This window comes from Micromonospora sp. NPDC049101 (assembly GCF_040648675.1).
In the GTDB taxonomy this organism is placed as follows: Bacteria; Actinomycetota; Actinomycetes; order Mycobacteriales; family Micromonosporaceae; genus Micromonospora.
Window position 1 is genome coordinate 90961 of sequence record NZ_JBEZED010000003.1, and the last position, 24584, is coordinate 115544.

Annotated in this window: 23 protein-coding genes and 1 pseudogene; 17 read left to right on the top strand and 7 right to left on the bottom strand. The window is 70.0% G+C overall.

All coding sequences use genetic code 11. The features are described from left to right. Window position 1 precedes the first annotated feature (1 nt). From AB0B57_RS04670 to AB0B57_RS04685, 4 genes and pseudogenes are all read left to right on the top strand, one after another. The gene (locus tag AB0B57_RS04670) at window positions 2-1423 is read left to right on the top strand and encodes an NAD(P)/FAD-dependent oxidoreductase (protein ID WP_357065105.1); all 1422 of its coding nucleotides are present in this window, start codon (window positions 2-4) and stop codon (window positions 1421-1423) included. 176 nt (window positions 1424-1599) lie between these two features. Then, a pseudogene (locus AB0B57_RS04675) lies at window positions 1600-1674 on the top strand (FAD-dependent monooxygenase); the annotation flags it as partial. A gap of 59 nt (window positions 1675-1733) precedes the next feature. Next, a complete protein-coding gene (locus AB0B57_RS04680; protein WP_357065621.1) occupies window positions 1734-1979 on the top strand; it encodes a hypothetical protein in 246 nt (81 codons plus the stop codon). Between the two features lie 495 nt (window positions 1980-2474). Next, window positions 2475-3221, top strand: coding sequence for an alpha/beta hydrolase (locus AB0B57_RS04685; RefSeq protein ID WP_357065106.1), 747 nt, complete (start codon window positions 2475-2477; stop codon window positions 3219-3221). A 37-nt stretch (window positions 3222-3258) separates the two neighbouring features. On the opposite strand, the gene AB0B57_RS04690 is transcribed toward AB0B57_RS04685, so the two are convergent. Next, on the bottom strand, window positions 3259-4521 hold the full coding sequence (locus tag AB0B57_RS04690) for an NAD(P)/FAD-dependent oxidoreductase (protein WP_357065108.1): 1263 nt from the start codon (window positions 4519-4521) through the stop codon (window positions 3259-3261). 87 nt (window positions 4522-4608) lie between these two features. Here AB0B57_RS04690 and AB0B57_RS04695 point away from each other — a divergent pair, with 87 nt between their 5' ends. Beyond that, entirely contained in the window at window positions 4609-5232 is a 624-nt protein-coding gene (locus AB0B57_RS04695; protein ID WP_357065109.1) for a TetR family transcriptional regulator, read from the top strand. Window positions 5233-5369: 137 nt separating this feature from the next. On the opposite strand, the gene AB0B57_RS04700 is transcribed toward AB0B57_RS04695, so the two are convergent. The 3 genes from AB0B57_RS04700 to AB0B57_RS04710 form a co-directional block, all read right to left on the bottom strand. After that, window positions 5370-6197 carry an SAM-dependent methyltransferase gene (locus AB0B57_RS04700; protein ID WP_357065111.1) on the bottom strand — a complete coding sequence of 276 codons (828 nt, stop codon included), beginning with the start codon at window positions 6195-6197 and terminating at the stop codon, window positions 5370-5372. A gap of 163 nt (window positions 6198-6360) precedes the next feature. Beyond that, window positions 6361-6888 carry an SMI1/KNR4 family protein gene (locus AB0B57_RS04705; RefSeq protein WP_357065575.1) on the bottom strand — a complete coding sequence of 176 codons (528 nt, stop codon included), beginning with the start codon at window positions 6886-6888 and terminating at the stop codon, window positions 6361-6363. A 389-nt stretch (window positions 6889-7277) separates the two neighbouring features. Further along, window positions 7278-9038, bottom strand: coding sequence for a DUF1996 domain-containing protein (locus tag AB0B57_RS04710; protein ID WP_357065112.1), 1761 nt, complete (start codon window positions 9036-9038; stop codon window positions 7278-7280). Between the two features lie 217 nt (window positions 9039-9255). On the opposite strand from AB0B57_RS04710, the gene AB0B57_RS04715 reads away from it, so the two are divergent. From AB0B57_RS04715 to AB0B57_RS04745, 7 genes are all read left to right on the top strand, one after another. Continuing rightward, a complete protein-coding gene (locus AB0B57_RS04715; RefSeq protein WP_357065114.1) occupies window positions 9256-10446 on the top strand; it encodes a cellulose binding domain-containing protein in 1191 nt (396 codons plus the stop codon). Between the two features lie 74 nt (window positions 10447-10520). Next, window positions 10521-11594, top strand: coding sequence for a glycosyl hydrolase 53 family protein (locus AB0B57_RS04720; RefSeq protein WP_357065578.1), 1074 nt, complete (start codon window positions 10521-10523; stop codon window positions 11592-11594). 138 nt (window positions 11595-11732) lie between these two features. Next, window positions 11733-12533 (top strand): alpha/beta fold hydrolase, encoded by an 801-nt coding sequence (locus AB0B57_RS04725; protein WP_357065116.1) that lies wholly within the window; start codon window positions 11733-11735, stop codon window positions 12531-12533. A gap of 105 nt (window positions 12534-12638) precedes the next feature. After that, complete coding sequence (locus tag AB0B57_RS04730) at window positions 12639-14180, top strand: phenylacetate--CoA ligase family protein (RefSeq protein WP_357065118.1); 1542 nt, start codon at window positions 12639-12641, stop codon at window positions 14178-14180. After that, window positions 14177-14623, top strand: coding sequence for a DUF4188 domain-containing protein (locus AB0B57_RS04735; RefSeq protein ID WP_357065119.1), 447 nt, complete (start codon window positions 14177-14179; stop codon window positions 14621-14623). Before AB0B57_RS04730 ends, AB0B57_RS04735 begins: the two co-directional genes overlap by 4 nt. Next, entirely contained in the window at window positions 14620-15720 is a 1101-nt protein-coding gene (locus AB0B57_RS04740) for a hypothetical protein (RefSeq protein WP_357065120.1), read from the top strand. The genes AB0B57_RS04735 and AB0B57_RS04740 overlap by 4 nt, the downstream gene beginning before the upstream one ends. Then, on the top strand, window positions 15717-16640 hold the full coding sequence (locus AB0B57_RS04745; protein WP_357065122.1) for a hypothetical protein: 924 nt from the start codon (window positions 15717-15719) through the stop codon (window positions 16638-16640). Before AB0B57_RS04740 ends, AB0B57_RS04745 begins: the two co-directional genes overlap by 4 nt. A 46-nt stretch (window positions 16641-16686) precedes the next feature. Here AB0B57_RS04745 and AB0B57_RS04750 read toward each other — a convergent pair whose 3' ends face one another. Together AB0B57_RS04750 and AB0B57_RS04755 are read right to left on the bottom strand one after the other, a co-directional pair. Beyond that, entirely contained in the window at window positions 16687-17139 is a 453-nt protein-coding gene (locus AB0B57_RS04750; protein ID WP_357065124.1) for a pyridoxamine 5'-phosphate oxidase family protein, read from the bottom strand. 180 nt (window positions 17140-17319) lie between these two features. After that, the gene (locus AB0B57_RS04755) at window positions 17320-18069 is read right to left on the bottom strand and encodes a phosphotransferase (RefSeq protein ID WP_357065126.1); all 750 of its coding nucleotides are present in this window, start codon (window positions 18067-18069) and stop codon (window positions 17320-17322) included. A 547-nt stretch (window positions 18070-18616) separates the two neighbouring features. On the opposite strand from AB0B57_RS04755, the gene AB0B57_RS04760 reads away from it, so the two are divergent. Continuing rightward, entirely contained in the window at window positions 18617-20317 is a 1701-nt protein-coding gene (locus AB0B57_RS04760; protein WP_357065127.1) for a TIR domain-containing protein, read from the top strand. Between the two features lies 1 nt (window position 20318). Here AB0B57_RS04760 and AB0B57_RS04765 read toward each other — a convergent pair whose 3' ends face one another. Further along, a complete protein-coding gene (locus AB0B57_RS04765; RefSeq protein WP_357065129.1) occupies window positions 20319-20750 on the bottom strand; it encodes a MerR family transcriptional regulator in 432 nt (143 codons plus the stop codon). Window positions 20751-20822: 72 nt separating this feature from the next. On the opposite strand from AB0B57_RS04765, the gene AB0B57_RS04770 reads away from it, so the two are divergent. From AB0B57_RS04770 to AB0B57_RS04785, 4 genes are all read left to right on the top strand, one after another. Further along, window positions 20823-21740 (top strand): oxidoreductase, encoded by a 918-nt coding sequence (locus tag AB0B57_RS04770; RefSeq protein ID WP_357065131.1) that lies wholly within the window; start codon window positions 20823-20825, stop codon window positions 21738-21740. Window positions 21741-21991: 251 nt separating this feature from the next. Continuing rightward, a complete protein-coding gene (locus AB0B57_RS04775) occupies window positions 21992-22249 on the top strand; it encodes a hypothetical protein (RefSeq protein WP_357065133.1) in 258 nt (85 codons plus the stop codon). Between the two features lie 80 nt (window positions 22250-22329). Continuing rightward, on the top strand, window positions 22330-22950 hold the full coding sequence (locus AB0B57_RS04780) for a TetR family transcriptional regulator (protein WP_357065134.1): 621 nt from the start codon (window positions 22330-22332) through the stop codon (window positions 22948-22950). 108 nt (window positions 22951-23058) lie between these two features. Continuing rightward, window positions 23059-24558 carry an FAD-dependent monooxygenase gene (locus AB0B57_RS04785; protein WP_357065136.1) on the top strand — a complete coding sequence of 500 codons (1500 nt, stop codon included), beginning with the start codon at window positions 23059-23061 and terminating at the stop codon, window positions 24556-24558. Window positions 24559-24584 lie beyond the last annotated feature (26 nt).

Sequence of the window (24584 nt, forward strand, 5' to 3'; positions counted from 1 at the left end):
CATGACCACCACCGAGTACGACGTCGTCGTGATTGGCGCGGGTCCGGTCGGGGAGAACGTCGCCGACCGGGTCGTACGGGGCGGCCTGACCGCCGCCATCGTCGAGCGGGAGCTGGTCGGCGGGGAGTGCTCGTACTGGGCCTGCATGCCGACCAAGGCGTTGCTCCGCAGCGCGTCGGCGATGCGGACGGCTCGCCGACTGCCGGGTGTGCGGGAGGCGGTGACGAAGGACCTGGACGTTTCGGCGGTGCTCGCACGCCGGGACTCCTTCGCGTCGCACTGGAAGGACGACGGGCAGGTCTCCTGGCTCGAGTCGGCGGGGATCGCGCTGCACCGCGGCCAGGGGCGGATCCGGTCCGCCCGGGTCGTCGACGTGACAGGCGTCGACGGTGTGGTGACGCGGTTGACCGCGCGGCACGCGGTGGTCGTCGCAACCGGAAGCAGTGCTCTGCTGCCGGACGTCCCGGGCTTGCGGGAGGCGGCACCATGGTCCAGCCGCGAGGCCGCCTCGGCCGGGTCGGTTCCCCGTCGGCTCGCCATCATCGGTGGTGGCGTGGTGGCGGCCGAGATGGCGACCGCGTTCGCCGCTCTGGGGTCTTCGGTGACGGTGCTGGCCCGCGACGGTGTGCTGCCGTCGGTGGAGCCGTTCGCGGGGGAGTTGGTCAAGGAGTCGTTGCGCGAGGCAGGTGTGGCGGTACGCGTCGGCGCGCAGGCCCTCTCCGTCAGCCGCGACGACAGCGGGACCGTCCACATCCGCACCACCGACGGCGACGTCCTGGAGGCCGACGAGGTCCTGGTGGCGATCGGCCGTACGCCGAACACCCAGGACATCGGACTGGACACCGTTGGGCTGGTGCCGGGTGCCTGGCTGACTGTCGACGACACTCTGCGCGTCGTCGGCGGTGGCGAGTGGCTGTACGCGGCGGGTGACGTGAACCGTCGGGTGCTGCTCACCCATCAGGGCAAGTATCAGGCTCGTGCGGTGGGCGACGTGATCGTTGCCCGGGCGAAGGGCGCGAAGGTCGAGGACGGCCGGTGGGGCCGGCACGTGGCCACGGCCGACGAGCGTGCGGTGCCGCAGGTGGTCTTCACCGACCCGGAGATCGCGTCGGTCGGGCTGACGGCGGCCTCGGCCGCGGCGGCCGGCCTGCGGATCCGGGTCGTGGACTACGACCTCGGAGCCGTCGCCGGATCCTCCCTGCACCTCGATGGCTACCGGGGGCACGCCCGCATGGTCGTCGACGAGGACCGGAAGGTGATCGTCGGCGTGACCCTCGCAGGTCCGGACGTCGCGGAGCTGATCCATGCCGCGACGATCGCCATCGTCGGCGAGGTTCCGCTGGACCGGCTGTGGCACGCGGTTCCCGCCTACCCGACCGTCAGCGAGGTGTGGCTACGGCTGCTGGAGACATACGGCCGCTGATGGTGTGGCCGCGTCCCACCCGGCGGCGAGCAGAGCTGACTCGAGGTGTTTGCCGTGTCGGCCAGGGCGGACGGTTGGGGGCCCTACCCTCGGTGGAGAGGGATTCCTCTCGGTGAGCTGGAGATGAGACGGCCGACTCGACGAAGCTGTCCCCGCAGGTGCGGCCCGCGCCGACGGTGCTGATCGTCGGCGCGGGCCCCACCGGGCTGACGCTGGCCTGCGAGCTTGCCTGCGGCGGCGTCTCCTTTCGCCTGGTCGAGGCCGTCTCCGGTCCGCAGCCCGGCTCGCGCGGCGACCAGTCGCGGCCGGCGTGCTCGCGCTCTCGAACGCGCGCCTCAAGCAGGCGCTCGAGCAGAAGGGCATCCCCACCCACCGCGATGCGAGCACGACACAGCTCAACGTCGGTTATCGCGGATCTGCCCTGGCGCGCGACGACCGCGAGGAGAGTGCGCTTCTCCGCGCCGGTGACCGGGCCCCCGACGCGACCAAACTGACGACTGTGGGAGGCGAACGCCGGCTGTTCGACCTGACCCGAGGCGGACAGCCACGCTGCTGAGTTTCGGAAGCGCGCCTGCGGTCGCGGCTCCTCACTCTGGCCTCAGGACTCTTAGTGTCGTCGGTCAACCGACTGACCCCGACGACGTCGCCGACACCGAGGGGCATCTTGCCAGCGCCTACGGCGCGGGCGATCGTACCCTCGTGCTCATCCGTCCCGACGGTTATCTCGCGCTGATCTCCGATGCCGGTGACGTCTCGGCGGTATCGCACTATCTCGACGCGATCGGCTGACCCGTTGCCCGGTCGCCCCCCCATGGTGGCCGAACTCCGCGAAGGGTGGGTAGACCCGGGCCGGCATCGACAAGGACGCCTCGCTTTCCAGATCTCGCGGACAGAGGTGAGACCCGCTCCGGATACTGGATGTTGCACCGCTCCCAGGCTGGGAATGCGGGCCAGTGGGCGGCCGTCACCGAAACGCCCTGTCGACGCATCCTCGTCGTCCGGTCTGCCCCGACACGTCCAGCAATTGCGGGCCTCTCGAAAGGAATGCCAGATGAATGCTGCTTCTGACATGTCTGCCCAGGAGGCGGGGATGTCCACCATCGTGCTCGTCCATGGCGCATTCGCCGATTCGTCGAGTTGGAATGGGGTGATCGCCCACCTCAAGCGCCGAGGCTATCCCGTCCTTGCCGTCGCGAATCCGCTGCGCGGTGTGCAGAAGGATGCCGCCTATGTGCGGTCTGTGGTGGACAGCGTGTCCGGCCCGGTCGTGATGGCCGCTCATTCCTACGGCGGATCGGTGATGACCGAGGCCGCGGACGGTGCCTCCAACGTCAAGGCTCTGGTGTACGTCGCCAGCGTGAGCCCGGACGTCGGCGAGAGCGTTGCCGAGCTGACCACCAAGTTTCCGGGAAGCGCGCTCCTCACCTCCATCAGGATGGTCCCGTACGCCCTCGACGGGGGTGGCACGGCCATGGAGCAGTACATCTATCAGGAGAAGTTCCCGGAGGTGTTCGCCGCCGACGTCGACCCCGACGTCGCCGCGCTGATGGCGGTGACGCAGCGGCCGCCCACCGCGGACGCCCAGACGGAGAGCGTGACCAAGGCCGCCTGGAAGACGATCCCATCCTGGACCCTGATCAGCACCCAGGACCGGGGGATCCCGCCGGACCTGCAGCGCTTCATGGCCAAGCGGGCCGGGTCCACCACTGTCGAGATCGAGGCTTCCCACGCGGTGGCGGTCTCGCAGCCCGGCCCGGTCGCGGACCTCATCGACTCCGCCGCCCGCGCGACAGCCTGACCGGGGACCGCGCCTTCCACTATCTGTCGCATTGGGATCACTGGCCGAGTTGGGCGGCCATCCGGCGGCGTAGGGGCGGCAGGGCACTGGCGGTACGCAGTGTGGCGCGCAGTGCCACTCTGCTCAGGCGGTTGGTCGAGCTGGCTTGCCGGGCGTTGCGCAGCGACTGTCGCACCGCGGCGAAGCCGTATTCGAGCATCTGACGTTCGTAGTCGCGCAGCGCCGGTACCACCGCCGTCGTGCCGGCTTGGACCTTGGTGAGGTTGTCGCAGAGCAGGGCGGCGTCGCGCAGTGCCGTGTTGGCGCCTATCCCCGCCAGCGGTGTCATGTTGTGGATCGCGTCGCCCAGTAGGGTGACCCGTCCGGTCTCCCAGGCCTTGACGGGGGTCGCACTGCGGACCCGGATGGCGTTGACCGTCTGCGGGTCGGATCCGGCTATCACTTCCCGCAGCGCCGGTGCCCATTCGCCGGTGTGGTCCAGCACGAGGCGCTGCAGGTCCGTTCCGGAGAGGGACTCGACGGCCTCGGCCGGGAAAGCCGTCGCCGCGTCCGTGTAACCCCAGAGCAGGTAGGGACTTGTGTTGTCGAGCAGGAACTGCTCCGGCGGAGCGATCACCTGCGGCCCGGGATGCCACACCGCGGTGAAGAAGGATCCACGGCTCTTCGGGATCACGAGGTTGACGTCGTGGGTCAGCGCCCTGGGTAGGGTGGCGTCGGCGAGGCGATGTTTGCCGGCGACCGCCACGACGCCGGTGTCGACGCGCCGCGCGTGCGGGAGCAACTGGCGGCGTACTCGTGAGTTCGCGCCGTCGGCGCCGATGAGCAGGTCGGCGGTGGCCGTGCCGCCGTCGGCGAAGTAGGCGGTCACCCGACCGTCGCTCGTCGTCTCGTAGTGCGTGAACTCGTGGTCCAACCGCACCACGTCATCCATGCCGGACAGCAGCACCTCGCGCAGGCTGATCCTGCTGACGCCATAGTGTCGGCTCTCGGGAGCGTCGGCCGGCGTGATCTCCTCGGCGGTGAAGCGGAGTAGGTCGTCGAGCCGCTCGGTGGTAAACCCGAAGCCGCCGCCGTCGATCGAGACGGTGTCGAGGAATGCCTGCCAGGTGGCGGGTGGAAGGCACGCGTGCAGTGCGCGGCTGCCGTTCGGGTTGAGGTGGATGCGGTAGCCCTGCAGCCAGTCGGTGCGGGCCCGGGTGCGTTCGTGGACGGTCACCGACACTCCGGCGCGGCGCAGGCCCTGTGCCAGGCACAGACCGCCGATCCCGGCGCCGATGATCATGACGTTGAGGGGGGCCATGCGACGAGTATCAAACAGACGCATGGCACTGTCAATCAAACAGTTGATTAGGATGGTTGCCCGACTGACCGTGTTACGGTGATCTTCATGGGCAAGCCTCGCCGGTCCCCAAGCGGTGAACAGCGCAAACGCGATCCCGAACGCACCCGCGAACGCATCCTCGACGCGGCGTTCATCGAGTTCAGCGAACATGGCTTCGCCGGCGCCCGGACTGGCGCGATTGCCGCCCGCGCCGGGGTCAACCAGCAGCTGATCTCGTACTACTTCGACGGCAAGGACGGCCTCTACCGGGCTCTTCAGCGCACCTGGGAGACGACCAACGGCGCCGCGCGACCGGACCTGCCGTTGGCCGAGATCGTGAGCGGGTTCCTCACTCCCGGTGCCCCGCAGCGGTCGTGGGCACGGCTGCTCGCCTGGGAGGGACTCGCCCCCGCCGAGCCACCCACCGAGCCGGATGCCGACCCCGTGACCGACGCCTACTTCGCCGCGATGGTCGACGACATGCGTCGCCGGCAGCAGGCCGGTGAACTCGCCGCCGACCTGGACCCTGCCTACGTCCAGGTGTTGCTCTTCGCGGCGACGCTGGCGCCGACAGTGCTGCCACAGGTCGTCCGCCGGATGACCGGTCTCGCCGCCGACTCGCCGGAATTCCTCCACGCGTACGCCGAGCAGCTACGTCGCGTCATCGCCCGTTTCGCCGAACCGATCTGACACCCGTTCGGCAAGCGCAGACCACGTTCATCGACGGCTGCCCCGGAGCGGCGACCGTGGGGAATGCGGACTGATCCGACGCGGTGCGTCCGTCGGCGGGACGTGCTCTCGCCGACGGACCGTACCGGCGACGGAGCCTACGGTTTGCGGGCGAGGAGCCCGACGAAGGTGTGATAGGTGTCGGTCTGGTTCGGAGTGGGCGCGCCCGGCTCGGGACGCCACTCGGCCAGCGGCACCAGCCCCGGGTCCAGCACCGTCAGCCCGTCGACGAACGAGAGGATCTCCTCGTCGGTGCGCCAGCGGCCGGTGCCGAGCGACTCGTTGAAGACCCGCTCGACCTCGCGGGCCTTGCGGGAGCCCTCGGGGTCTCGCTCGCCCGGGTCGCGGAAGTGCGACACCGCCACGTAGCTGCCGGAGGGCAGCGCGTCGATCAATGCCGCCGCCACCGCTCGCGGGTCCTCGTCGTCGCCGAGGTGGTGCAGGATCGCGAAGAGCAGCAACCCGACCGGCCTGTCGAAGTCGAGGAACCGACGGACGTCCGGGTGGTTGAGGATCTCCTGCGGTGCCCGAACGTCCGCCTGGATCACCGTCGCGGTGCCCTCGGCGGCGAGCAGGGCTCGTCCGTGGGTCAGGACGATCGGGTCATTGTCCACATACACCACCTGAGCCTTCGGGTTCTGCTCGGTGGCGACCTCGTGCACGTTGCCCTGGGTGGGCAGCCCCGACCCGATGTCGAGGAACTGGTCGATGCCCGCCTCGGCGACGAGGAAGCGAATCACGCGACGCAGGAAGGCCCGGTTCGCCTGGCCAGCCGCCGGCCCGTCCGGTGTGATCCGCAGGGCGTGCTGGGCGACCTCCCGGTCGACCTCGAAGTTGTCCTTGCCGCCCAGGAAGAAGTCATAGACCCGGGCCACGCTGGGAATGCGGGGATCGATGCCGGGGGGTGCCGCCTTGTCGGGAGTCACAGGCGTCTCCATTCGATGGGGATGAGCGCAGGCAGAGATCTGCGGGCGGTGCCGGCGTTTGCGGCGAGTGTAGCGATCGGAACAGTCGATTTTTGCCCCCGACTGGTACCGCTCCCAGTGAATCGGCTCCGCACCAGCGCACTCGCGGGCGACCCGGCGGCGATCAGTCCTCGACGTCGTACGCGGATGCGTCGACCAGGCCCGCCACGAACGACTCGAAGTCGGGGGCGAGGACGGTGATCTGGTAGTTCCACTCCTGGTCGACGTGCACGACGGCCGGCTCACCGGGCGAGCGGTAGTCAAGGGCGATCATGTCGTGGCCCGCCGACGGACAGTCGGCGATGTAGATGCCGATGTCCGGGTAGCCCCATTCCGCTACCCAGAACGCGCTACCGACGTCGCCACAGAGACTGAACCGTGCGGTTCGACCGATCGCCGCCAGCGCGTTCACGCCGACGTGGTCCTCGGCCCACGAGGTTCGGCGGGGCGCGGGGTGGGCGTCACAGCCGAGCAGGCCACCGTTGTGTCGACGGGCCAGGTCGACGTACGCGGAGGGCAACTGGTGCCCGAGCTGCTCCTGCACCGCCCGCAGCACCTCGTCGGTGAGCGGGTCCTCCAACGGGCCGGATCCGTCGAAGACAGTTGCGGGATCGAGCACGGGTCGACGGTAGCCGGTCGGCGTCGGTTCCAGAATCGCCGGTAGCCCTGCTGTTGTCGGCAGCAACGACGGCGGGTGACCGGGGCCGAGAGGCCCGTCCCCGGGGCAACCGGTAACGGGCCTCTCGGCGTTCATTCTCGAGTGGGCGCAGATCCGGTGTGTGCCGGTCGGTCGTCCGAGGTCTGCCACCGTGGCTCAGCAGGTGCGCGTCTGCCAGCTCACCTTCGTCGCGAACATGGGCACATACAGGTCCCCTCCTGTGCCGGGGCGAGAGCACAGTACGCCGGACATCTGCGCCCCGAGAGGTACGTGTAGGACCAGCTGATCTCGGCGTTCCGGGATGTGTGGTTGTAGAAGTTGAAGGCCGGGACGATGCCGGACTCCTCTGGGTGCGGCCCCTCTCGGGAGGAGACTCCGAGGCGTCAGGAGCAGTTCTTGCCCTTGTTGATGCAGGTGACGATGCGTTGCATGGTCTGGGCGGAGTTGACGTTGACGAAGTCGTTGTGGTCGGAGAAGGGGTTGTGGTTCTCCTCGGGGAAGGAGTCGAGGGCGTACTGGCCTTTGACCTGCACCTTGCGGGCGATGTCGTACCCCACGGTGATCCGCAGCTGTGGGATCGCCTGGAAGCCCTGCGGGCAGGCGCCGGTGGCCTTGTCGGCGAACGCGACGTGCTTGCGGTGGTTGTCGCTGTCGATGTTGCTGCCGTCCCAGCAGCCGGGGAAGTCGTGTACGCGCTGCACCTGGCTGCCGGCGGGGCAGATCGGGTACTTGTCGGAGAGGCGGTCGGTGAAGCCCGAGCAGGTCCAGGTGGCACGGGCGTTGGCCGGCCCGCGGCTGGTGGGCTTGGCGTCGCCGGTGAGGGCCCGGAGGAACTTCGGCATCGCCACCACCTTGCTGACCGGGTTGCCGCGGTACTCGATCAGCACCTGCGCCGGGCGGACGATGCCGCCGGTGTTGCCGGGCAGTTCGAAGTTGGGTCCCTGCGGGTCGGGGAGCGCGGTGGCGGTGCTGGGCGCGCTGCTCGGTGCCGGCGGAGTGCTGGGGGCCTGGTCCAGCCTGCACGCGGCGAGCGCGTCGAGACCCTGCGGGCGGGTGGCCTGCCGCCCGATCGCGGTGGCGATCCGGTCGAGCGCGGCGACCCGCTTGGCGCGCAGCGGTCCGAGGATGGCGTTGTCGACGAAGGCCGGGCCGCCCTGGCCGCGACTGCTGACGAGACGTTCGTTGGCCTCGGAGATCTGCCGGTCGAGGTCGTCGAGGTTGCGGTTCACCTCGACGAGGGCCCGATCGGGTACACCCGGCAACCTGTCCCGCACGCTGGGGCACTGAATCCGCGGATTCGCGGCCTGGGCCGCCGTGGCGCTTGCGCGGTGGGCGCTGTCGGGCATCCGGGCGTGCATGTCGTCGTAGCTGACGTCACACTCGACAAGCGAGACCAGGCCGGGCTGGTTGCCGCCGGCGGCGGTGATCGTGGTGCTGATCTCCTTGAGCATGTCGGCGCGGCCGGCGCGCAGCGAGTCGATGACCTCCCGGTTGAACGCGGCGTCGATGCGGCCCCGGGTGGCGGTCATCCGCTGGTTCGCGGCGGCCTGCTGGCGATCCAGTTCCGCCAACAGGCGGTCGACGGTGCCGCGGGCCCCGGTGGGGACGGCCCGCAGCCGTTTGCCGACCGAGGGGCAGACGACCATCGGCTGGGTCTGGGCGAGGGCCTGCCGGATCTGCTTGCCGCTGCGGACGGTCTTGTCGATGCGCACCACCGGCCAGAAGTAGGACGACTTGTCGCCGTTACGGCAGGTGGTGCCAGAGGCGTCCAGATCGGCGTTGGAGGAGTTCGCGGTGATGGCCAGGTTGCCGACGAAGTCGTGGACGTGTTCGGCGCCGTTGCGGATGCCGGGCTGGGCCACCGGATTGTCCGGGCTGAACTTGCCGTTGCCGTTCGTGCCGCAGTCGACGGTGAACCGGCCGGTCGACGCACCGGCGGCCGGCCTCGGGTTCTGCACGTTCGCCGGCACTTTCTCGATTGCCACGAACTGGTCCAGGTTGGTGGCGGCATCCGCGGTGTCCTTGCCACCACCGGAGACGAAGGTGGCGGTGAGCGCACCGCTGGCGGCCAGCACGAGCGCGGCCAGGGCGAGCCTGGCCGGCCGGGTCTGTGCCAGTGGCTTCCCGCTCTTTCCACGGTTCATCGGAATCTCCTCATCGCCGGAAACGGCTGTCTCCAGTCGGTACGGGCCGGCGCGTGGTCAACGGTCAACTGTCGACGGGCACGTCATGATTCGGTAAGAAGTCCCGGCGGGTGGGGGTGAACCGGTCGGTCCGTGACGCGTGGCAGCGGCGGTGCCGCGCTGGCCGAGGCGTGAGACACGTTGGCGATCATCGATCCGTTGCGGCATCGTCGGGGGTATGACAGGTGTCCGTTCGTCCTCGTTGATCCGCCGTCCGCGGCCGGGCCCGCTGGCCGCCGTCGTGCTGGCGACGGCGGTGCTCGGAGCCGCTCTGAGCGCCGCACCGGCGGCCGACGCCGGCACCGCGGCGCCCGCCGCGTACCCGGGGGTTGCCCCGGCGCCCGGTGGGGCCGCGCGGTCCGCCGCGGAGCCCACCAGCACCGCGCCGCCGGCACCGACGACGGCGCCCAGCACGCCGAACACCTCGCCCTTCCCGCCGAGTGCGCCCACGAACCTGACCGCCAGCGAGGTACGGACCGGGTCGGTCACCCTCACCTGGACGGCCGCCAGACCCGGCTGCTGCGCCGTGACCGGCTACGACATCACGTACTACCAGGCGTTCGACGACGTCGTCTACAGCGCCAGCGTCGGGGCCGTCACCACCACCACGATCACCAGCTACATCGGGTCGGGCCGGCAGTACTCGTTCCGGGTGGCCGCCCGGGACAGCCTCGGCCACCGCTCCCCATCGACGGACACGCTGACCGTGGTCACCCCGGTGACGGACACCGGCCCGGACACCACCCCGCCGAGCGCCCCGCAGAATCTGACAGTCGGCGAGGTGACCGGCTCGACCGCCGCGCTGTCCTGGTCGCCGTCGACGGACAACGTCGGCGTGCTCGGGTACAACGTCTACCGGTTCGACGGCTGGTTCAGCTCGACACTTGTCGCCACCGTGCCGGGGACGACGTACACGACGTCGCTGCCCCCGTCGACGCCGCTGCGCAACCTGTACTACGTGCGGGCCCGGGACGCGGTGGGCAACGTGTCGATCGCGTCCAACACGGTCACCGTGCCCACGACGTCCACCCCGACGCCACCGCCGCCGTCGACCTGCCGGGTGACCTACCGCAACCAGTCCGAGTGGCAGAGCGGCTTCGTGGCCACGCTGACGATCCAGAACACCGGGACGGCACCTGTCGACGGCTGGATCGTCACCTTCAGCTTCCCCGGAGACCAGCAGGTCACCGCGGCGTGGAACGCCACGGTCGGCCAGACCGGCGCCGCCGTGACCGCCCGTAACGTCGACTGGAACCGCGTCCTCGCGCCAGGCGGCTCCGCGAGCTTCGGCATACAGGGGCGGTGGGCCGCCAGCGACCTGCCGCCGATCGGCTTCGCACTGAACGGCGCCCCCTGCGCCGTCGGCTGAAAGGCCCGAGAAGGAGTCTCGTGCGCAGGTATTCGCGCCACCGCAGGGCCCTGACCGGGGCCCTCACGGCCGGCATCCTCGTCGTCTGCGCCACGCTCGGCGGCACGTCCGCGCCCGCCTCCGCCGCGAACACGCTGAGCATGCGGGGTGCCGACGTCTCCTCGTTGCAGCGCAGCCTGGACCTGGGTGCCAGGTACTACGACGCCGGCGGCGTCGCCCGCGACCCACTGGACATCCTGAAGTCCGTCGGCGTCAACTACGTCCGACTGCGCGTCTGGAACAACCCGATCAGCGGCTACAACAACAAGAACAGGGTGTTGGGCCAGGCGAGGGCGGTCAGGGCGAAGGGCCTCCGGGTGCTCATCGACTTCCACTACTCCGACACCTGGGCCGACCCCGGCAAGCAGTACAAGCCGGCCGCCTGGGCCGGCCACAGCCTGAGCCAACTGGGTGCCGACGTGTACGGCTTCACCTACGACGTCTGCGCCAGCCTCCGGGGGCAGGGCACCCCGCCGGACAGCGTGCAGATCGGCAACGAGATCAACGTCGGGATGCTGTGGAACGAGGGCAGGGTCGTCAACAACGACTTCGCCCCGCTGGCCAGCCTGCTGAAGCAGGGCTACAACGCGACAAAGGCGTGCGGCGGCGGCATCCCGGTGATGATCCACACCGCCAACGGCGACAGCAACGCCAACGCCCGATGGTTCTACGACGGCATCCGCGCCCAGGGCGTGCAGTGGGACATCACCGGGCTGTCGTACTACTGCGTGTGGCACGGCACCCTGTCGAACCTCTACAACAACATCGTCGACCTGCGCGGTCGCTACGGCAAGCCGGTCGTGATCGCGGAGACCGCGTACCCCTTCACCCGCGACAACGCGGACAGCGAGCCGAACGCCATCGGCGACGCGACATGTGACGGCATCAGCGCGACCTGGTCCGGGCAGGCCCAGGAGTTCGACTGGGTCCAGAACACGGCCCGCAACGCGGGCGCCGTCGGTGTCTTCTACTGGGAACCGACGTGGTACGCGGTTCGAGGCAACGGCTGGGACCCGGCCAACATCAACGGCACCGGCAACCAGTGGGACAACATGGCCGTCTTCGACTGGTCCGGGCGGGTGAACCCGGGCGTACGCTGGTCGCCCTGACCCGCCGCCGGACGCACGCCGCCGTCGGGCAGATGTACTCCCTCCGTCGAGGGAGTACAACCCGCCGCGTGGGTTCTACCGTTGCCCCGGTGGTCGACGTTCGCGGCGACCCGTACCGATGCCCTCGGGAGGGGACAGATGGCGGCGGCAGGCACCGCAGTCGTGTTCGTCCATGGCATGTTCCTGCACGCCGCGTCGTGGACCAGTTGGGTCGAGCTGTTCCGGGCGGCGGGCCATGACCCGGTGAATCCGGGCTGGCCGGGTGAGCCGAGCACTGTCGCACTGGCGCGCCAGGAGCCCGACCGGGTCGCCGGCATCGGCATCGACGACGTCGTCACGCACTACGCACAGATCATCCGTGCGCTCGGCAGGCGGCCGGTCGTCATCGGCCACTCGACCGGCGCCCTGGTCGCGCAGCGACTCCTCGACCAGGGCCTCGCGGCGGCAGCGGTGGCGCTGCAACCTCCACCGATCAGAGGTGTGGCCAACCTCGCGCCGTCGAGCATTCCGGTCGGCTGGCCCCTGCTGCGCAACCCGGCCAACCGGCGCCGGGCGCTGTCGCTGACCGCACGGCAGTTCCGCTACAGCCACGGCAACGCCCTCACCACCACCGAATCGGACCAGCTGTACCGGCAGTGGGCCATCCCGTCACCGGGCAGACCGGTCTTCGAATTGGTGTCCGCGAACCTCTCCCGACGCTCACCGGCCACGATCGACGCTGCCAACCCCGATCGGGGGCCGCTGTTCGTGGTGGCCGGCGGCAGAGACCGCAGTGCACCCGCGGCAGTCGTCCAGGCCACGGTCAGGCGATACCTCGCCTCGTCGGCGGTCACCGACTACCAGGCGTACCCCGATCGGGGGCACTCGATGCCGGTCGACAGCGGCTGGCGCGAGATCGCCGACGCGACGCTTGTCTGGATTCGACGACAGCTCCACTGACCGCCGGCGGTGCGGGGTCGGCAGGTACACGCCTCGTTCGGATACTCAGGACAACTGAGTACCCGCCCTCAGGTGGCCGTTTCGACCGGCCAATAGTGTTGCCGCGTGGTGACATTCCTGCGTCGGTGGACCCTGCGGACCGCGAGCTTCGCCCTGACCTGGCTCTACACCCTCTACCGGATCCATCCGGCGGTGTGGCGGCTCACGGCCCGTCAGTACCGTCCCTACCTGGGGCGCTTCGCCCGGCTGCACGCCTGGATGACCTGCCAGTTCGCCGCGATCGACGTCCCCGCGTACGGCGACTTCCTCCGCCGCCACCACTGGCGCTTCCGCTGGTTCGACCTGTCGTCGTACCCGCCCACGGACAAGCGGTCGTACGTGCAGGCGTACCCGGAGGCGCAGCGTTGTTGGCACGGCGAGCTCGAGATCGCCGGCAGCGTGGTCGACGAGTCGTCGGGCTCGTCCGGCCAGCCGTTCAACTGGATCCGCAGCCGCCGCGAGCTGCGCTCGGTGCACAAGAACCTGGCCGGCTACGCGACGATGGTGTTCCCGTCGAAGCGGCGGTTCGTCATCAACGCGTACTCGATGGGCGCCTGGGCCACCGGGACCAACACCGGCATCGCCATGTCGGCGATCGCGATGGTCAAGAACACGGGGCCCGACCTGCGCAAGATCGTCGACACCCTGTCGTACTTCGGCCCCGGCTTCGACTACATCGTCACCGCCTACCCGCCGTTCCTCAAACACCTTCGCGACAAGCTCGACGCCGAGGACTTCCCCTGGGCCGAGTACCGCATCAGCGGACTTGTCGGCGGTGAGGGGATGACCGAGGCACTGCGCGACTACCTGGAGGAGCGCTTCGTCAAGGTGCGCTCCGGCTACGGGGCCAGCGACCTCACCATCGGCATCGCCGGGGAGAGTGACTTCAGCGTCTGGGTCCGCCGACGACTGCGTACCGACGCCGCGCTGCGGACCGCACTGCTCGGCGCGGACGAGCACCGGCTGCCGATGATCTTCCAGTACAACCCGCTGGAGACGTACCTGGAGACCACCCCGGACCAGGAGGTGCTCTGCACGATCAACTCCACGGCGGTGCTCAATCCCCGGGTCCGCTACAACATCGGCGACGAGGGCCGGCTGATCTCGTACCCGGATGTCCTGGCCGCGATCACCGACCCCGCGGCGCGGGCCGCCGCGGACCGTGCCTGGCAGGTCGACCGGATGCGTCTACCACTGCTGTTCCTGTACGGCCGCAAGGACAGCACGATCTCGTACATGGGCGCCAACATCTACCCGCAGGACGTCGAGTACGGCCTCTATGCCGGCAATCCCCAGGCGCACCTACTGCAGAGCTTCTGCCTTGCGGTGACCGAGCAGGCCGACCTGGAGAGCCGTCCGGTCGTCAACCTGCAACTGCGCGAGGGCCTGACGCTCGACCCGGCGCAGCGGCGAACCCTCACCGACACCTGCCGCGCGGGGGTGTTGCGCCACCTGGCCGAGGTCAGCCGGGACTTCGCCGAGTCCCTCGCCGAGGACCCGTCCGCGGCGGACCTGCGGGTGGAGGTTCACGAGTACGGCACCGGCCCGTTCGCCGACGCGGCATCGAAAATCAAGAACGTCTACCTGGTGAGGGGCGTGCCGGCATGAGGACCACCGACTTCTCCGCCGCACCCGCGGTGGGCCAGGCGACAGCCATGTTCGTCGGCGCCACCCGCTACCGTGGGCCGCGCTCGATCCTCACGCTCACCCGGACCTGGTTCCGGATGGTCCGGCAGATGAGACGGATGGACGGGTACCGGTGGCACACCGTCTATTACCAGTTCCCGTTCACGCTCGGCACCATCGCCTTCTTCAGCGACCGTGACGCGCTCCTGACGTTCGCCCGCAGCCGCCATCACCGCGACCTCATGTGCTGGGTGACAGATCACGGCACCAAGAACGCGACGGGCGGCTACATCCGCCTCTACAACGCCGAACCCGAGGGCTACAGCAACGGCATCTGGCGCGCCGAGTCCGACGACATGGCACACATCCCGACCTTCACCCCGCTCTCCCGCGAGACGTCCGGCCCGCCGGTGCACCGCGCATGAGACTGGATCCCGTGCGGTCGCGGGCCGACCTGCGGGCATTCGTCGACTTCCCGCTCCGGCTCCACCCGACCGACCGCTACGTACCCCTGGTGTCCTCGGTCATCGCGGCCCACCGCGGCGCCGCCGAGCTGTTCGTGGTCCGCGACCGACGCGGCGAGGTCGTGGGTCGCACCAGCATGCACCGCAGCGCGCCCTTCGACGCCAAGGTCGGCCCCCGACAGCTGTTCGGGCACACCGAGTTCGTCAACGACGACGACGTCTTCGCCACCATCATGGACGCGGTGGAGGCCCGGGCCGGCGGTCGACAGCTGTTCGGGCCGGTGGCCCTGCTGCCCAACCAGACCGGCGGGGTGATCACCTCCGGCTTCGCCGACCGTGGCTTCGTGGACTCGGCGTGGAACCCCGCCTACTACCCGGCCATGTACGAACGGCACGGCTTCCACCGACGTTTCGAGGCCGACACCTGGCTTGTCGACCTCGACGGTACGACCACGGGTGCGGCGCCGACCGTCGACGCCGACCATGGATTCGCCTTCGACGATGCCCGGATCGGCAGCGAACAACTCGTCATCCGGCACGGCTCCCGGCGGCACCTGCGCAGCCAACTGCCGATCCTGCGCCGGATGCTCAACGAGAGCTTCGCCCAGTTGGGCTACTACACCGACATCTCCGCCGAGCAGCTGGCGGAGCAGACCGACGGCCTGGCGTTCCTGCTCGACGAGGCGCTGCTCCTCTGGTTGGAGAAGGCCGGTCGACCCGTCGCGTTCGTCGTCACCGTGCCGGACATCTCCGAATACCTCATGCGCGTCGGCGGCCGGCTCGGCGTACTCAATCAGCTCCGGCTTCTCGCCACCCGTGGCCGGTACCGACGGGACGCCGTCCTCATCATCAAGGGAACCGTGCCCGACGAGCAGGGCAACGGATACCTGACGCTGCTGTCCCGGGAGTTGCACCGCAACCTCGCCCGCAACGGCTACCGGACGCTGCGCAGCACCTTCGTCGAGCGGACGAACGCCGCCTCGGCCGCCCAGTACCGGCGCGCGGGTGGGCGGCCACTGCACGGGTACACCTTCTACGAGCGAGGGGCCGCGGGGTGAGCTGGGTCGAGCAGGTGCGGGCCGCCGAGGCGATCTGCCGGCGGGCACCGAGCGCACACAACACGCAGCCGTGGCGACCGGAGTACCACACCGACGAGATCACCATCGCCGTCGATCCGGCAGGCCGCCTGCCCGACTCCGACCCAACCGGGCGTGACCTGGCCCTCGGCATCGGCGCGTTCGTCGAGACCTGCCTCATCGTCTCCGCCGAACTCGGTCTCACCGTCACCGTGGCGCCCGGTCCACGACTGGTCCCCGCGGCACATCGGTACGCGACTCCGTTCACGATCGCCGACATCGAGGCCCGCCGGGTCGCCCGTGGTCCATACGCACCCGGGTACGTCGACGACACCGTCCTCGCCGATCTCGAGCCGGGCGTCGCACCCGTCCCGACCCGGGATCTCGTAGCGGACCTGGCCGTCGCCGACCGGTGGATGTTCGGCACGCCTGCCGTCGCGGTCGAGTTGCGGGACTGGCTGCGCCTGAGCCCACGCCATCCTCGATATCACCTCGACGGCCTCACCGACCGGGCGCTCAGCCTGTCCCGGCCCGAAGCACGCGTCCTGTCCGCCGTGCTGCGCGCGTACCCGGTCACCCGCCGACTGGGCCTGCCGGCGCTGCTGGCCGCCAGCGGCCGCGGCCTGTTGCGTTACGACGGCAGCGTCCTGGTCCTCCTCGCCGCCGATGGCGAAGACCGGATCAGCGCGGGCCGACGTCTGCTGCGTACCTGGCTGGCTCTCGCCCGGCACGGCCTGGCGGTCCACCCGCTCAGCCAGCTCATCGACTGCCCGGCGACCGCCGGTCGGCTCGCCGAGCGGGTCGCCGGCCTTCCGCTCGCGGTGTTTCGGGTCGGCCGACCCCGCACCGCCCCGGTCCGGTCCGCCCGACGCGGCGAGCAGCCGTCGACTCAGCCGGAATAGCCCTGTCGCACCTTGGCACCTGCTCTCCTGACCGGTGCCCCGGCCGTCAGACGAGCCAGCGACCAGCACGCATCAGGTCACGACCGGTGAGCTCGTTCTCCTCCCGCCACGCCTGTATCCGGCGCGGTGTCACCCGAAAGTACGCGTAACGGGTGGTGCCGACCCGCGCGTCCCAGAGTTTCGCGGCGAATGCGTCGGCCAGATCGCCCGGCACGGTTTCGCGGGAGAACGTCTCGACGGTGCCTTCGACGAGCACCACGTCACGGGTCGGGCCGACCGACATCCGCACCTGGCCGGAGGATCGCAGGTTGCGCGCGGTCGGGCTGGACTCGCCGGTGGCCAGGATGAAGGTGGCGCCGTCCCAGAGAAAGGACAGCGGCACCAGATAGGGGTTGCCCTCCCGGTCCGCTGAGGCGACCCACGCGTCCACATCGTGGTCGAGGCGGGCGAGCGTGTCCTGCTTACGTTGCCGCGGACTGCGCGGTGCTGCGGGCTCCACGACCGAATCCTTCCCTGGTTCGACGATCTGCGTCAGCCCCACGGGCCAGATCCGGCGATGACGCCCCGATACAGCGCAGATTGTCATCGACAAACGTTGCGCGCTCCCGGCAGGTGACTTCTGGATTCGGCGGACCGTCGGTCGCATGGACGGTGCCGACCGGCCCGGTCCCCGCCCTGATCACTCCAGCCCCGCACGCCATGCGTAACGGTGCGCGTCGAGGTAGTCGGCGGTCGCCAGCCAGTAGGCACCGTCCTCGGTCCAGATCCTGGCCCAGGGCTGACGCTGTTGGCGGGCGCCCTCACGCAGCAGGTCGTACATGGCTCTGGCACGGCGGCCCAACAGGTCGGCCAGCGCCGGACGGGAAGCGTCATCGAGACCGTAGCCGTCCACGAACGCCCGCAGCCGTGCCGCGGACTGCGGAACCGTCCGGTCCGCGCGCAGGCCGGCCATGCTCTGGGCGGCGTACGCGAGGTCCCACAGTCGAGAGCCTGGCGCGGCCCCGTCCCAGTCGATCAGCACCCAGCCCCGATCCGACCTGACCAGGTTCCAAGGCGCTACGTCGTTGTGGCAGATCATCTCTTCCCGGTCGGGCGGGATGACCTGGTTCCAGTTTGCGCCGGCCGGCGGTACGAAGCTGGCCAGCGCCTCATGCAGGTGCGCCAGCAGTTGCCCAATCGAGCGCAGCTCCGTGGCGGGGTAGGTGCCGGACGCCGCACCCATCTCGCCAGGGACGTACTCCAGCACCTGCCTGCCCTGCTCGTCCCGGCCCATCGGACGAGGGCACGCGGTGAACCCGACGGCGTGCAGATGGTCGAGCAGCAGGTCGACAGTCTCCGTCCACGGCCCGACGGGCCGGCGAACAGTGTCGCCGATGCGCACGACGCCGGTCGTCACGTTGCCCTTCAACACTTCTTCGCGGTCACTCACCCCGAGATTCTGCCTCCACAACCGGTACGGCAGGTTGTTCGGTATCGACGTGTCGACACCGGATCCGGCCCTTGTCGTCGAGCCCAAGGAGAGCAGCGGAAAGCCCATCGAGATGTCGCCATACCGACAGTATTTTGGGGACCACTCGTCGTGGTCGATATTTTGACGTCAGCTCCCTCAGCCACTCCCGTTCTCCCGAAGCACCGCACATCCCAACGGTAGGGAGTGAACCATCGAAGTAACCACCAAGACCCGAGTGCTGATTCTGTTGCCGCCCTACGCCGTCGGATTGTGGCTGTTCTTCTTCGCGGGGATGAACGGCAGCGACCGCATGGGCATGCTGGCCGCCGTGCTCATCGGGGCGGGCCTGTCAGTCGTGGTGCAGATAACCTGGTTGCGGGGCCGGTTGCGGCCCGGCGGCGCACTCGCCTGGAACGTGCTGAGCCTGACCGGGCTCGGCCTGTTGTTCGGGCTCGTCGGCAGCGGCGAGGGGACGGTCGGTGCTGTCCTGGGCCTCGGTGCCGGTCTCCTCGCGAACGCCGCGTCGATGTGGCTCGGTGACCTGACCCAATTTCGTCAGCGCCCGCGGGTGTTCCTGAGCTACCGGCGCAGTGACTCCGGACAGGTGACTCGGGCGGTCTACGACGCGCTGGTCGAGCGATACGGCCCGCACCAGGTCTTCCTCGACGCGCACTCACTCGTACCCGGCCGCGACTACCGGACCGAACTGCCCCGCGTGGTGCGGCGCTGCAACGTGGTCCTCGTCATGATCGGGCCGTCGTGGCTGGGGGCTTGCGACAACGCCGGTCGGCGGCGGTTGGACCAGCCCAATGATTACGTTTGTCTGGAGATCGAGACGGCGCTGGAGCCTCAGCGCACCGTCGTACCGGTGCTCATCGACGGCGCGGAGCGGCCCCGGCCAGATGATCTACCGGAGAGCCTGGCCGCCCTGCCCTACCGGCAGGGCGCACGCTTACGGCCGGGAGTCGACCTGCCCGACGACATCGAGCTTCTGATCGACCAGTTCGAGGAAGAGCTCAAACATCATCCGCGAGACTCGCTGGCCCTGCTGCCACCCGCTCGGCGATGGCAGCGGCGGTTGGTGATTGGCAGCGTCCTCGTGCTACTGCTGGCTCCGCTCGGCTGGAGCCTGACCGATGGCCTCACCCGCTGGTCACGAATGGTCAACGACGCGGCATTGTCCCCGGACGGCACGCGGCTGGCGACGACCCACGGTCAGGGCGAGAATGTGACGAGCAGCGTGCGGCTGTGGGACGTCACCACCGGCGGGCTCATCGCGGCGCGTGACTTCCCCGCCCGTCGTGATGCCCCGGTCTGGACCGTCGTGTGGTCTCCGGACGGACAGCGGCTCGCGACCGGTCACAGCAGTGGTGAGCTGCGGATCTGGGATGCGGATCGGCTGGAGCCCGGTCCGCCGATACCTGGCCACCAGGGCCGTCTCGACGAGATTTCCTGGTCGGCCGACAGCGATCTGGTCGCCACCGGAGACGGCGTCGGGACGGTCCGGGTGTGGCAGGCGGACACCGGTGCACTGCTCCACCGGGTGGTCCGCGCGCTCGGCGACTCTCGCATCAAGACGGTTGCCTGGTCACCGCGAGCCCGCCGCCTGGCCGTGAGCGGCGGATCCACGCTCTTGGTCTGGGACCTCGACGGTCCGCGGCTGCACGAGGCCTACCGGTACCAGCACACCAAGAACTTCTCCGCAATGGAATGGAACACCGCCGGGACCCGGCTGGTGACCGCGACCTACCAGTCCGCTTACGCTGACAAGTCGCCTAACCTGCAGGTGTACGAGATCGGCGACCGCACCATGACGGAGGTGTCCGGCACCACCGGCGATGTGAGTGATCCGCATTGGGCGCCGAACGGCGACAGCCTTGCCTGGTTCGAGTTGAACGACTACACGGTCCGGATCTGGAACGCGGACACCCGGGAGCTTGAGCAGGTCCTCGGCGTGTTGTACATCTACGACGCGGATCTGCGGTGGGCGCCGGGCGGCATGGCGCTGGCCTCAGCACACAAGTCCCAAGTGCTGGTGTGGGCGAGGGACGGACAGCGGCGAGCCGACCTCACCGACCACGTCGAACACGCGGATGTGGTGGGTTGGCCCGACGACCGACATGTGGTGACAGTCCAATCGACCGAAGTACGGGTGTGGGACGTCGACCACGAGCGCACCGATGCCGTCTGCGAGATGTCCCTGTGGGAGGGCCTGCGCCACTACTGATTCACCGCTTGGCCTGCGCTGCGGGCCGGGATTGTTGTTGCCAGGGATCGCCGCGAGCGCCGTCGGCGAGGTGCTGTTCGTAGCTGGACACCTTGCCGTTGACGAGATCGAGGCAGTCGGTCAGACGTGCGAGCTGCTCGGTGATGTGGCGTTGGTGTTCGCGGAGCAGTTCGAGCCGTTGCGCCTCGTTGCCGGTGCCCTCGCGGACGAGCTGGGCCAGGCGGCTGATCGTCGCGAGTGGCATCCCGGAGGCCCGGAACTTCACGCAGTTTGCCACCCACTCCACGTCCCAGGCGCTGTAGACGCGCCTGCCGGAGGTGTCCCGCCGCACGTCGCTGGCGAACAGGCCGGCACGCTCGTAGAGCCGGAGCGTGTGCACGCTCAACCCGGTAAGCCGCGCCACCTGTCCGATGCTCAGACCCCCGTCCGTCATGGCGTCGACGGTAGCCCGTGGACCGCGCAGCTCGTTGACCTAGACCTCGGTCTAGCACCTAGCGTCCGTGGCATGACCAGCGACACGACCCACACCATGTTCGGCGCCCACAGCACGACCGCAGACGTCCTCGCCGGAATGGACCTCAGCGGTAGGACCGCCGTCGTCACGGGCGGCTACTCCGGCCTCGGTCTCGCCACGACCCGTGCGCTCGCGCAAGCCGGGGCTCGGGTCGTCGTTCCAGCGCGCAGGCCGGACGCGGCGCAGCAGGCGCTCGCTGGCGCGGCCGACGTCGAGATCGGTCACCTCGACCTCGCCGACCTCGCCTCCGTCCGTGCGTTCGCCGAACGGTTCCTCCGCAGCCATCCCGCCCTCGACATCCTGATCGCGGGTGCCGGGGTCATGGCCTGCCCGCAGACACGGGTAGGGCCCGGCTGGGAGGCGCAGTTCGCGATCAACCACCTCGGCCACTACGCGTTGACGAACCTGCTGTGGCCGGCGCTCACCGCCTCCGGCGCTGCTCGGGTCGTCTCGGTCGCCTCCGGGCGCGACCCGTCGTGGCGGATCCGGTGGGACGACGTGCAGTTCGAGCGCGGCTACGACAAGTGGGAGGCCTACACCCAGTCCAAGCTCGCGAACATCCTGTTCGCCCGCCATCTCGACCTGCTCGGCGAGCCGTGCCGCGTCCGCGCGTTCTCGGTCAATCCCGGCTATGTCCGCACGCCTCTGCAACGACACCTCGCCGTCGAGGAGATGGTCGCCGCCGGCTGGATCGACGCGGACGGGACTCCCGCGCCGGGCCTGTTCAAGACCGTCGAGCAGGGCGCGGCGACCCAGGTCTGGGCTGCCACGTCTCCCCAGCTTGAGGCGTACGGCGGCGACTACTGCGTGGACTGCCACCGCACCGACGGCAGCCCCACCGACAGCGGCGCGGCAGCCCGCCTGTGGGCGCTGTCGGCCGAGCTGACCGGCCTCGACCTCGTCGGCTGAGCCTCGTCCGTTCCTGGCCACGGGTGCCCGCGGTGCGGCCGGGCGCGCCCGGACCGCCGCGGGCACCCGTGGCCAGGGCGGATGCCCGTTCGACGGAGATCACGCTGGCGGATCATCGCGACAGCGCCGCCCGTTGTCGGGAATCGCTTCACGCACGCCCATGCAAGCCTTACGTTTACGAACTTCGATGTCCCGGTCCTGGCTCGATGGGGAGCGTCGGTGCGCCGGGGACGGTTGTGGGAGGAGACGTCATGCGCGGACGCAGATGGGCGACCCTGGTGGTGGGCGCGACGCTCGCACTGGGTGGGCTGGTGGGGATCGGCGCCACTCCGGCTGCGGCGGACCCGCAGGGCGGCACGCTGCGCAATGTCTACTCCGACGGCCAGTTCTGCAACAGCTACGGCAGCGAGGGCGTCCGGACTGGCCTGTGGAGCTGGTACTACTGCGAGTACCGCCAGTACGGCCCCAACGCCCCCGGCTTCTACTTCCTCTGGAGCTTCACCTACTAGTTGACCGCCAGGAACGATTGGCTAGCTATTTGCGTGGCGCGCATATTTGCGCGCCACGCAAATAGTGCTACCGTGGTGGCATGACGGGGCTACGGGAGCGCAAGAAGGCCGAGACGCGGGCGGCGCTCGGCTGGGCGGCGATCCACCTCACCGTGGAGCGCGGCTTCGACAACGTCCGCGTCGAGGACATCGCCGAGGCGGCCGGGGTGTCCCCGCGCACCTTCAACAACTACTTCTCCAGTAAGGCCGAGGCCATCGCCTCGCGCCATCTCGACCGCAGCCGGCGCACCGCCGCCGCGCTGCGCGAACGCCCCGCCGACGAGCCGCTCTGGGCGGCGCTGACCCAGGCCGCGCTGGAGCAGTTCACGCGCGGCCCCGAGGTCGAGGCGATGCCGTCCCCGCCACACGACCAGTGGGCAGCCGGCGTCCGCACCATGCTCGCCGAGCCCGCGTTGCAGGGCGAGCGGCTGCGCGCCGTCGCGATCGCCGAGGCCGAGTTGGCCGCCGCGGTCGCCGAGCGCACCGGCACCGACCTCGCCACCGACATGTATCCGCGGCTCGTCGCCGCCGCCGCCAGCGCGGCCGTCGCCGTCGCCATGCAGCACTATCTCGACAGCGCCGACCCGCCCGCCCCGATCGAGCGCCTCATCACCGACGCTTTCACCCAGGTCGCCGCCGGCCTCCCGGCACCGCCCCGCTGAGCCCCGACACGACCTCACTTACCTCTCCAGTCGCGGCACACCCGCGGCGGGCCGGCCGCGCGCCGCGCCCGCCGTGGCGATGACGCACGCCCAGAACGGATCACGATAATGATCGATGTCCTGATCGTTGGCGCCGGACCCAACGGCCTCATGCTCGCCTGTGAGTTGGCCCTCGCCGGCGTCCACCCCGTCGTCCTCGAACGCCACGCCGCGCCCACCGGCGAGCCCCGCGCCAACGGCCTCGTCGGCCAGGTCGTCCGCCTGCTCGACCGCCGCGGCCTGTACGCGCGGCTCAGCGGCACGAGCACCCCGCCGACCCCCCAACCAGCCTTCGTCTTCGGCGCGTTCCCGCTGGATCTCACGATGCTCACGGAGAACCCGCACTACGTGCTCGGCGTGCCGCAGGCCCAGCTCGAGGCCGCCCTCGCCGCCCGGGCCGCCGAGCTCGGCGTCGACCTGCGCCGCGGCCACGAGGTCGTCGACCTCCGCCAACGCCCCGACGCGGTCGAGGTTCACCTCGCCGACGGTACGCAGCTCACCTCCCGCTTCCTCGTCGGCGCCGACGGTGGTCGCAGCGCGGTGCGCCGCGTCGCCGGCATCGAGTTCCCCGGCGCCACCGTCGACCGGTCGATATCCCGCACCGCCACCGTGACCGTCCCCGCGTCAGCTCTCGATCCCGAGACCGGCGGTCTGCGGGTTCCCGGCTACGGGGTCGTCCCGCCGTTCCAGCACACCCGCACCGCCCGCGGCCTGATCGCCTGGGCCCCGTTCCCCGGCCGCCCGGCGATCCTCAGCACGACGGAGTGGCCCGACACGCCCACAAACGACGAGACCCCGATGGACCTGGCGGAGCTACGCGCCAGCGTCGCCCGGGTGCTCGGCGCCGACGCCCCCCTCGACGCGCCGGACGGCCCCGGCCTGCTGCGGCGGCTGACCGGCCGCAACACCCGCATCGCCGCCCGCTACCGCGCCGGCCGGGTGCTGCTGGTCGGCGACGCCGCGCACGTGCACCCCGCGATCGGCGGCCCCGGGCTCAACCTTGGCCTCCAGGACGCGGTCAACCTGGGGTGGAAGCTCGCCGCCACGGTACGCGGCTGGGCACCGCAGGGCCTGCTCGACACGTACGAGACCGAGCGTCGCCCCGTCGCCGAACGGGTCGTCATGTCCACCCAGGCACAGTCGGCGCTCATCGGCCCCGGCGACGAGATCACCGGCCTGCGGGAGCTCTTTGCCGAGCTGCTGCGCAAGCCGGAGGTGACCGGGCACATCGCGGCGCTGATGTCCGGCGCGGACATCCGCTATCGGGCCGACCCCGCCGACCCGTTGGCCGGCCGCTTCGCCCCCGACGTGATCGTGCACCGCGACCACGGCCCGATCCGCCTCGCCGAGCTGACCCGCGCCGCCCGGCCGCTGCTGCTGGACTCCACGGGCGTGTACGCCGAGGTCGCCGCGCCGTGGCGAGACCGGGTCGACGTGGTCACCGGCCCACTGGAGGGCACGACCGCGACCGCGATGCTCGTACGCCCCGACTGCTTCGTCGCCTGGTCCGCTGGGGATGCCGGTACGCTGCGCGCCTCGCTCACCCACCACTTCGGCGTCCCACGATGAGGAGGCAACCACGATCGCGGGTGGAC

What these genes read in the sequence shown, in the direction of transcription:
- AB0B57_RS04670 (WP_357065105.1), top strand. Translation starts at nt 2, where the DNA reads ATGACCACCACCGAGTACGACGTCGTCGTGATTGGCGCGGGTCCGGTC.
- AB0B57_RS04685 (WP_357065106.1), top strand. Translation starts at nt 2,475, where the DNA reads ATGAATGCTGCTTCTGACATGTCTGCCCAGGAGGCGGGGATGTCCACC.
- AB0B57_RS04690 (WP_357065108.1), bottom strand. Translation starts at nt 4,521, where the DNA reads ATGGCCCCCCTCAACGTCATGATCATCGGCGCCGGGATCGGCGGTCTG.
- AB0B57_RS04695 (WP_357065109.1), top strand. Translation starts at nt 4,609, where the DNA reads ATGGGCAAGCCTCGCCGGTCCCCAAGCGGTGAACAGCGCAAACGCGAT.
- AB0B57_RS04710 (WP_357065112.1), bottom strand. Translation starts at nt 9,038, where the DNA reads ATGAACCGTGGAAAGAGCGGGAAGCCACTGGCACAGACCCGGCCGGCC.
- AB0B57_RS04715 (WP_357065114.1), top strand. Translation starts at nt 9,256, where the DNA reads ATGACAGGTGTCCGTTCGTCCTCGTTGATCCGCCGTCCGCGGCCGGGC.
- AB0B57_RS04725 (WP_357065116.1), top strand. Translation starts at nt 11,733, where the DNA reads ATGGCGGCGGCAGGCACCGCAGTCGTGTTCGTCCATGGCATGTTCCTG.
- AB0B57_RS04735 (WP_357065119.1), top strand. Translation starts at nt 14,177, where the DNA reads ATGAGGACCACCGACTTCTCCGCCGCACCCGCGGTGGGCCAGGCGACA.
- AB0B57_RS04740 (WP_357065120.1), top strand. Translation starts at nt 14,620, where the DNA reads ATGAGACTGGATCCCGTGCGGTCGCGGGCCGACCTGCGGGCATTCGTC.
- AB0B57_RS04760 (WP_357065127.1), top strand. Translation starts at nt 18,617, where the DNA reads ATGTGGCTCGGTGACCTGACCCAATTTCGTCAGCGCCCGCGGGTGTTC.
- AB0B57_RS04765 (WP_357065129.1), bottom strand. Translation starts at nt 20,750, where the DNA reads ATGACGGACGGGGGTCTGAGCATCGGACAGGTGGCGCGGCTTACCGGG.
- AB0B57_RS04770 (WP_357065131.1), top strand. Translation starts at nt 20,823, where the DNA reads ATGACCAGCGACACGACCCACACCATGTTCGGCGCCCACAGCACGACC.
- AB0B57_RS04775 (WP_357065133.1), top strand. Translation starts at nt 21,992, where the DNA reads ATGCGCGGACGCAGATGGGCGACCCTGGTGGTGGGCGCGACGCTCGCA.
- AB0B57_RS04780 (WP_357065134.1), top strand. Translation starts at nt 22,330, where the DNA reads ATGACGGGGCTACGGGAGCGCAAGAAGGCCGAGACGCGGGCGGCGCTC.
- AB0B57_RS04785 (WP_357065136.1), top strand. Translation starts at nt 23,059, where the DNA reads ATGATCGATGTCCTGATCGTTGGCGCCGGACCCAACGGCCTCATGCTC.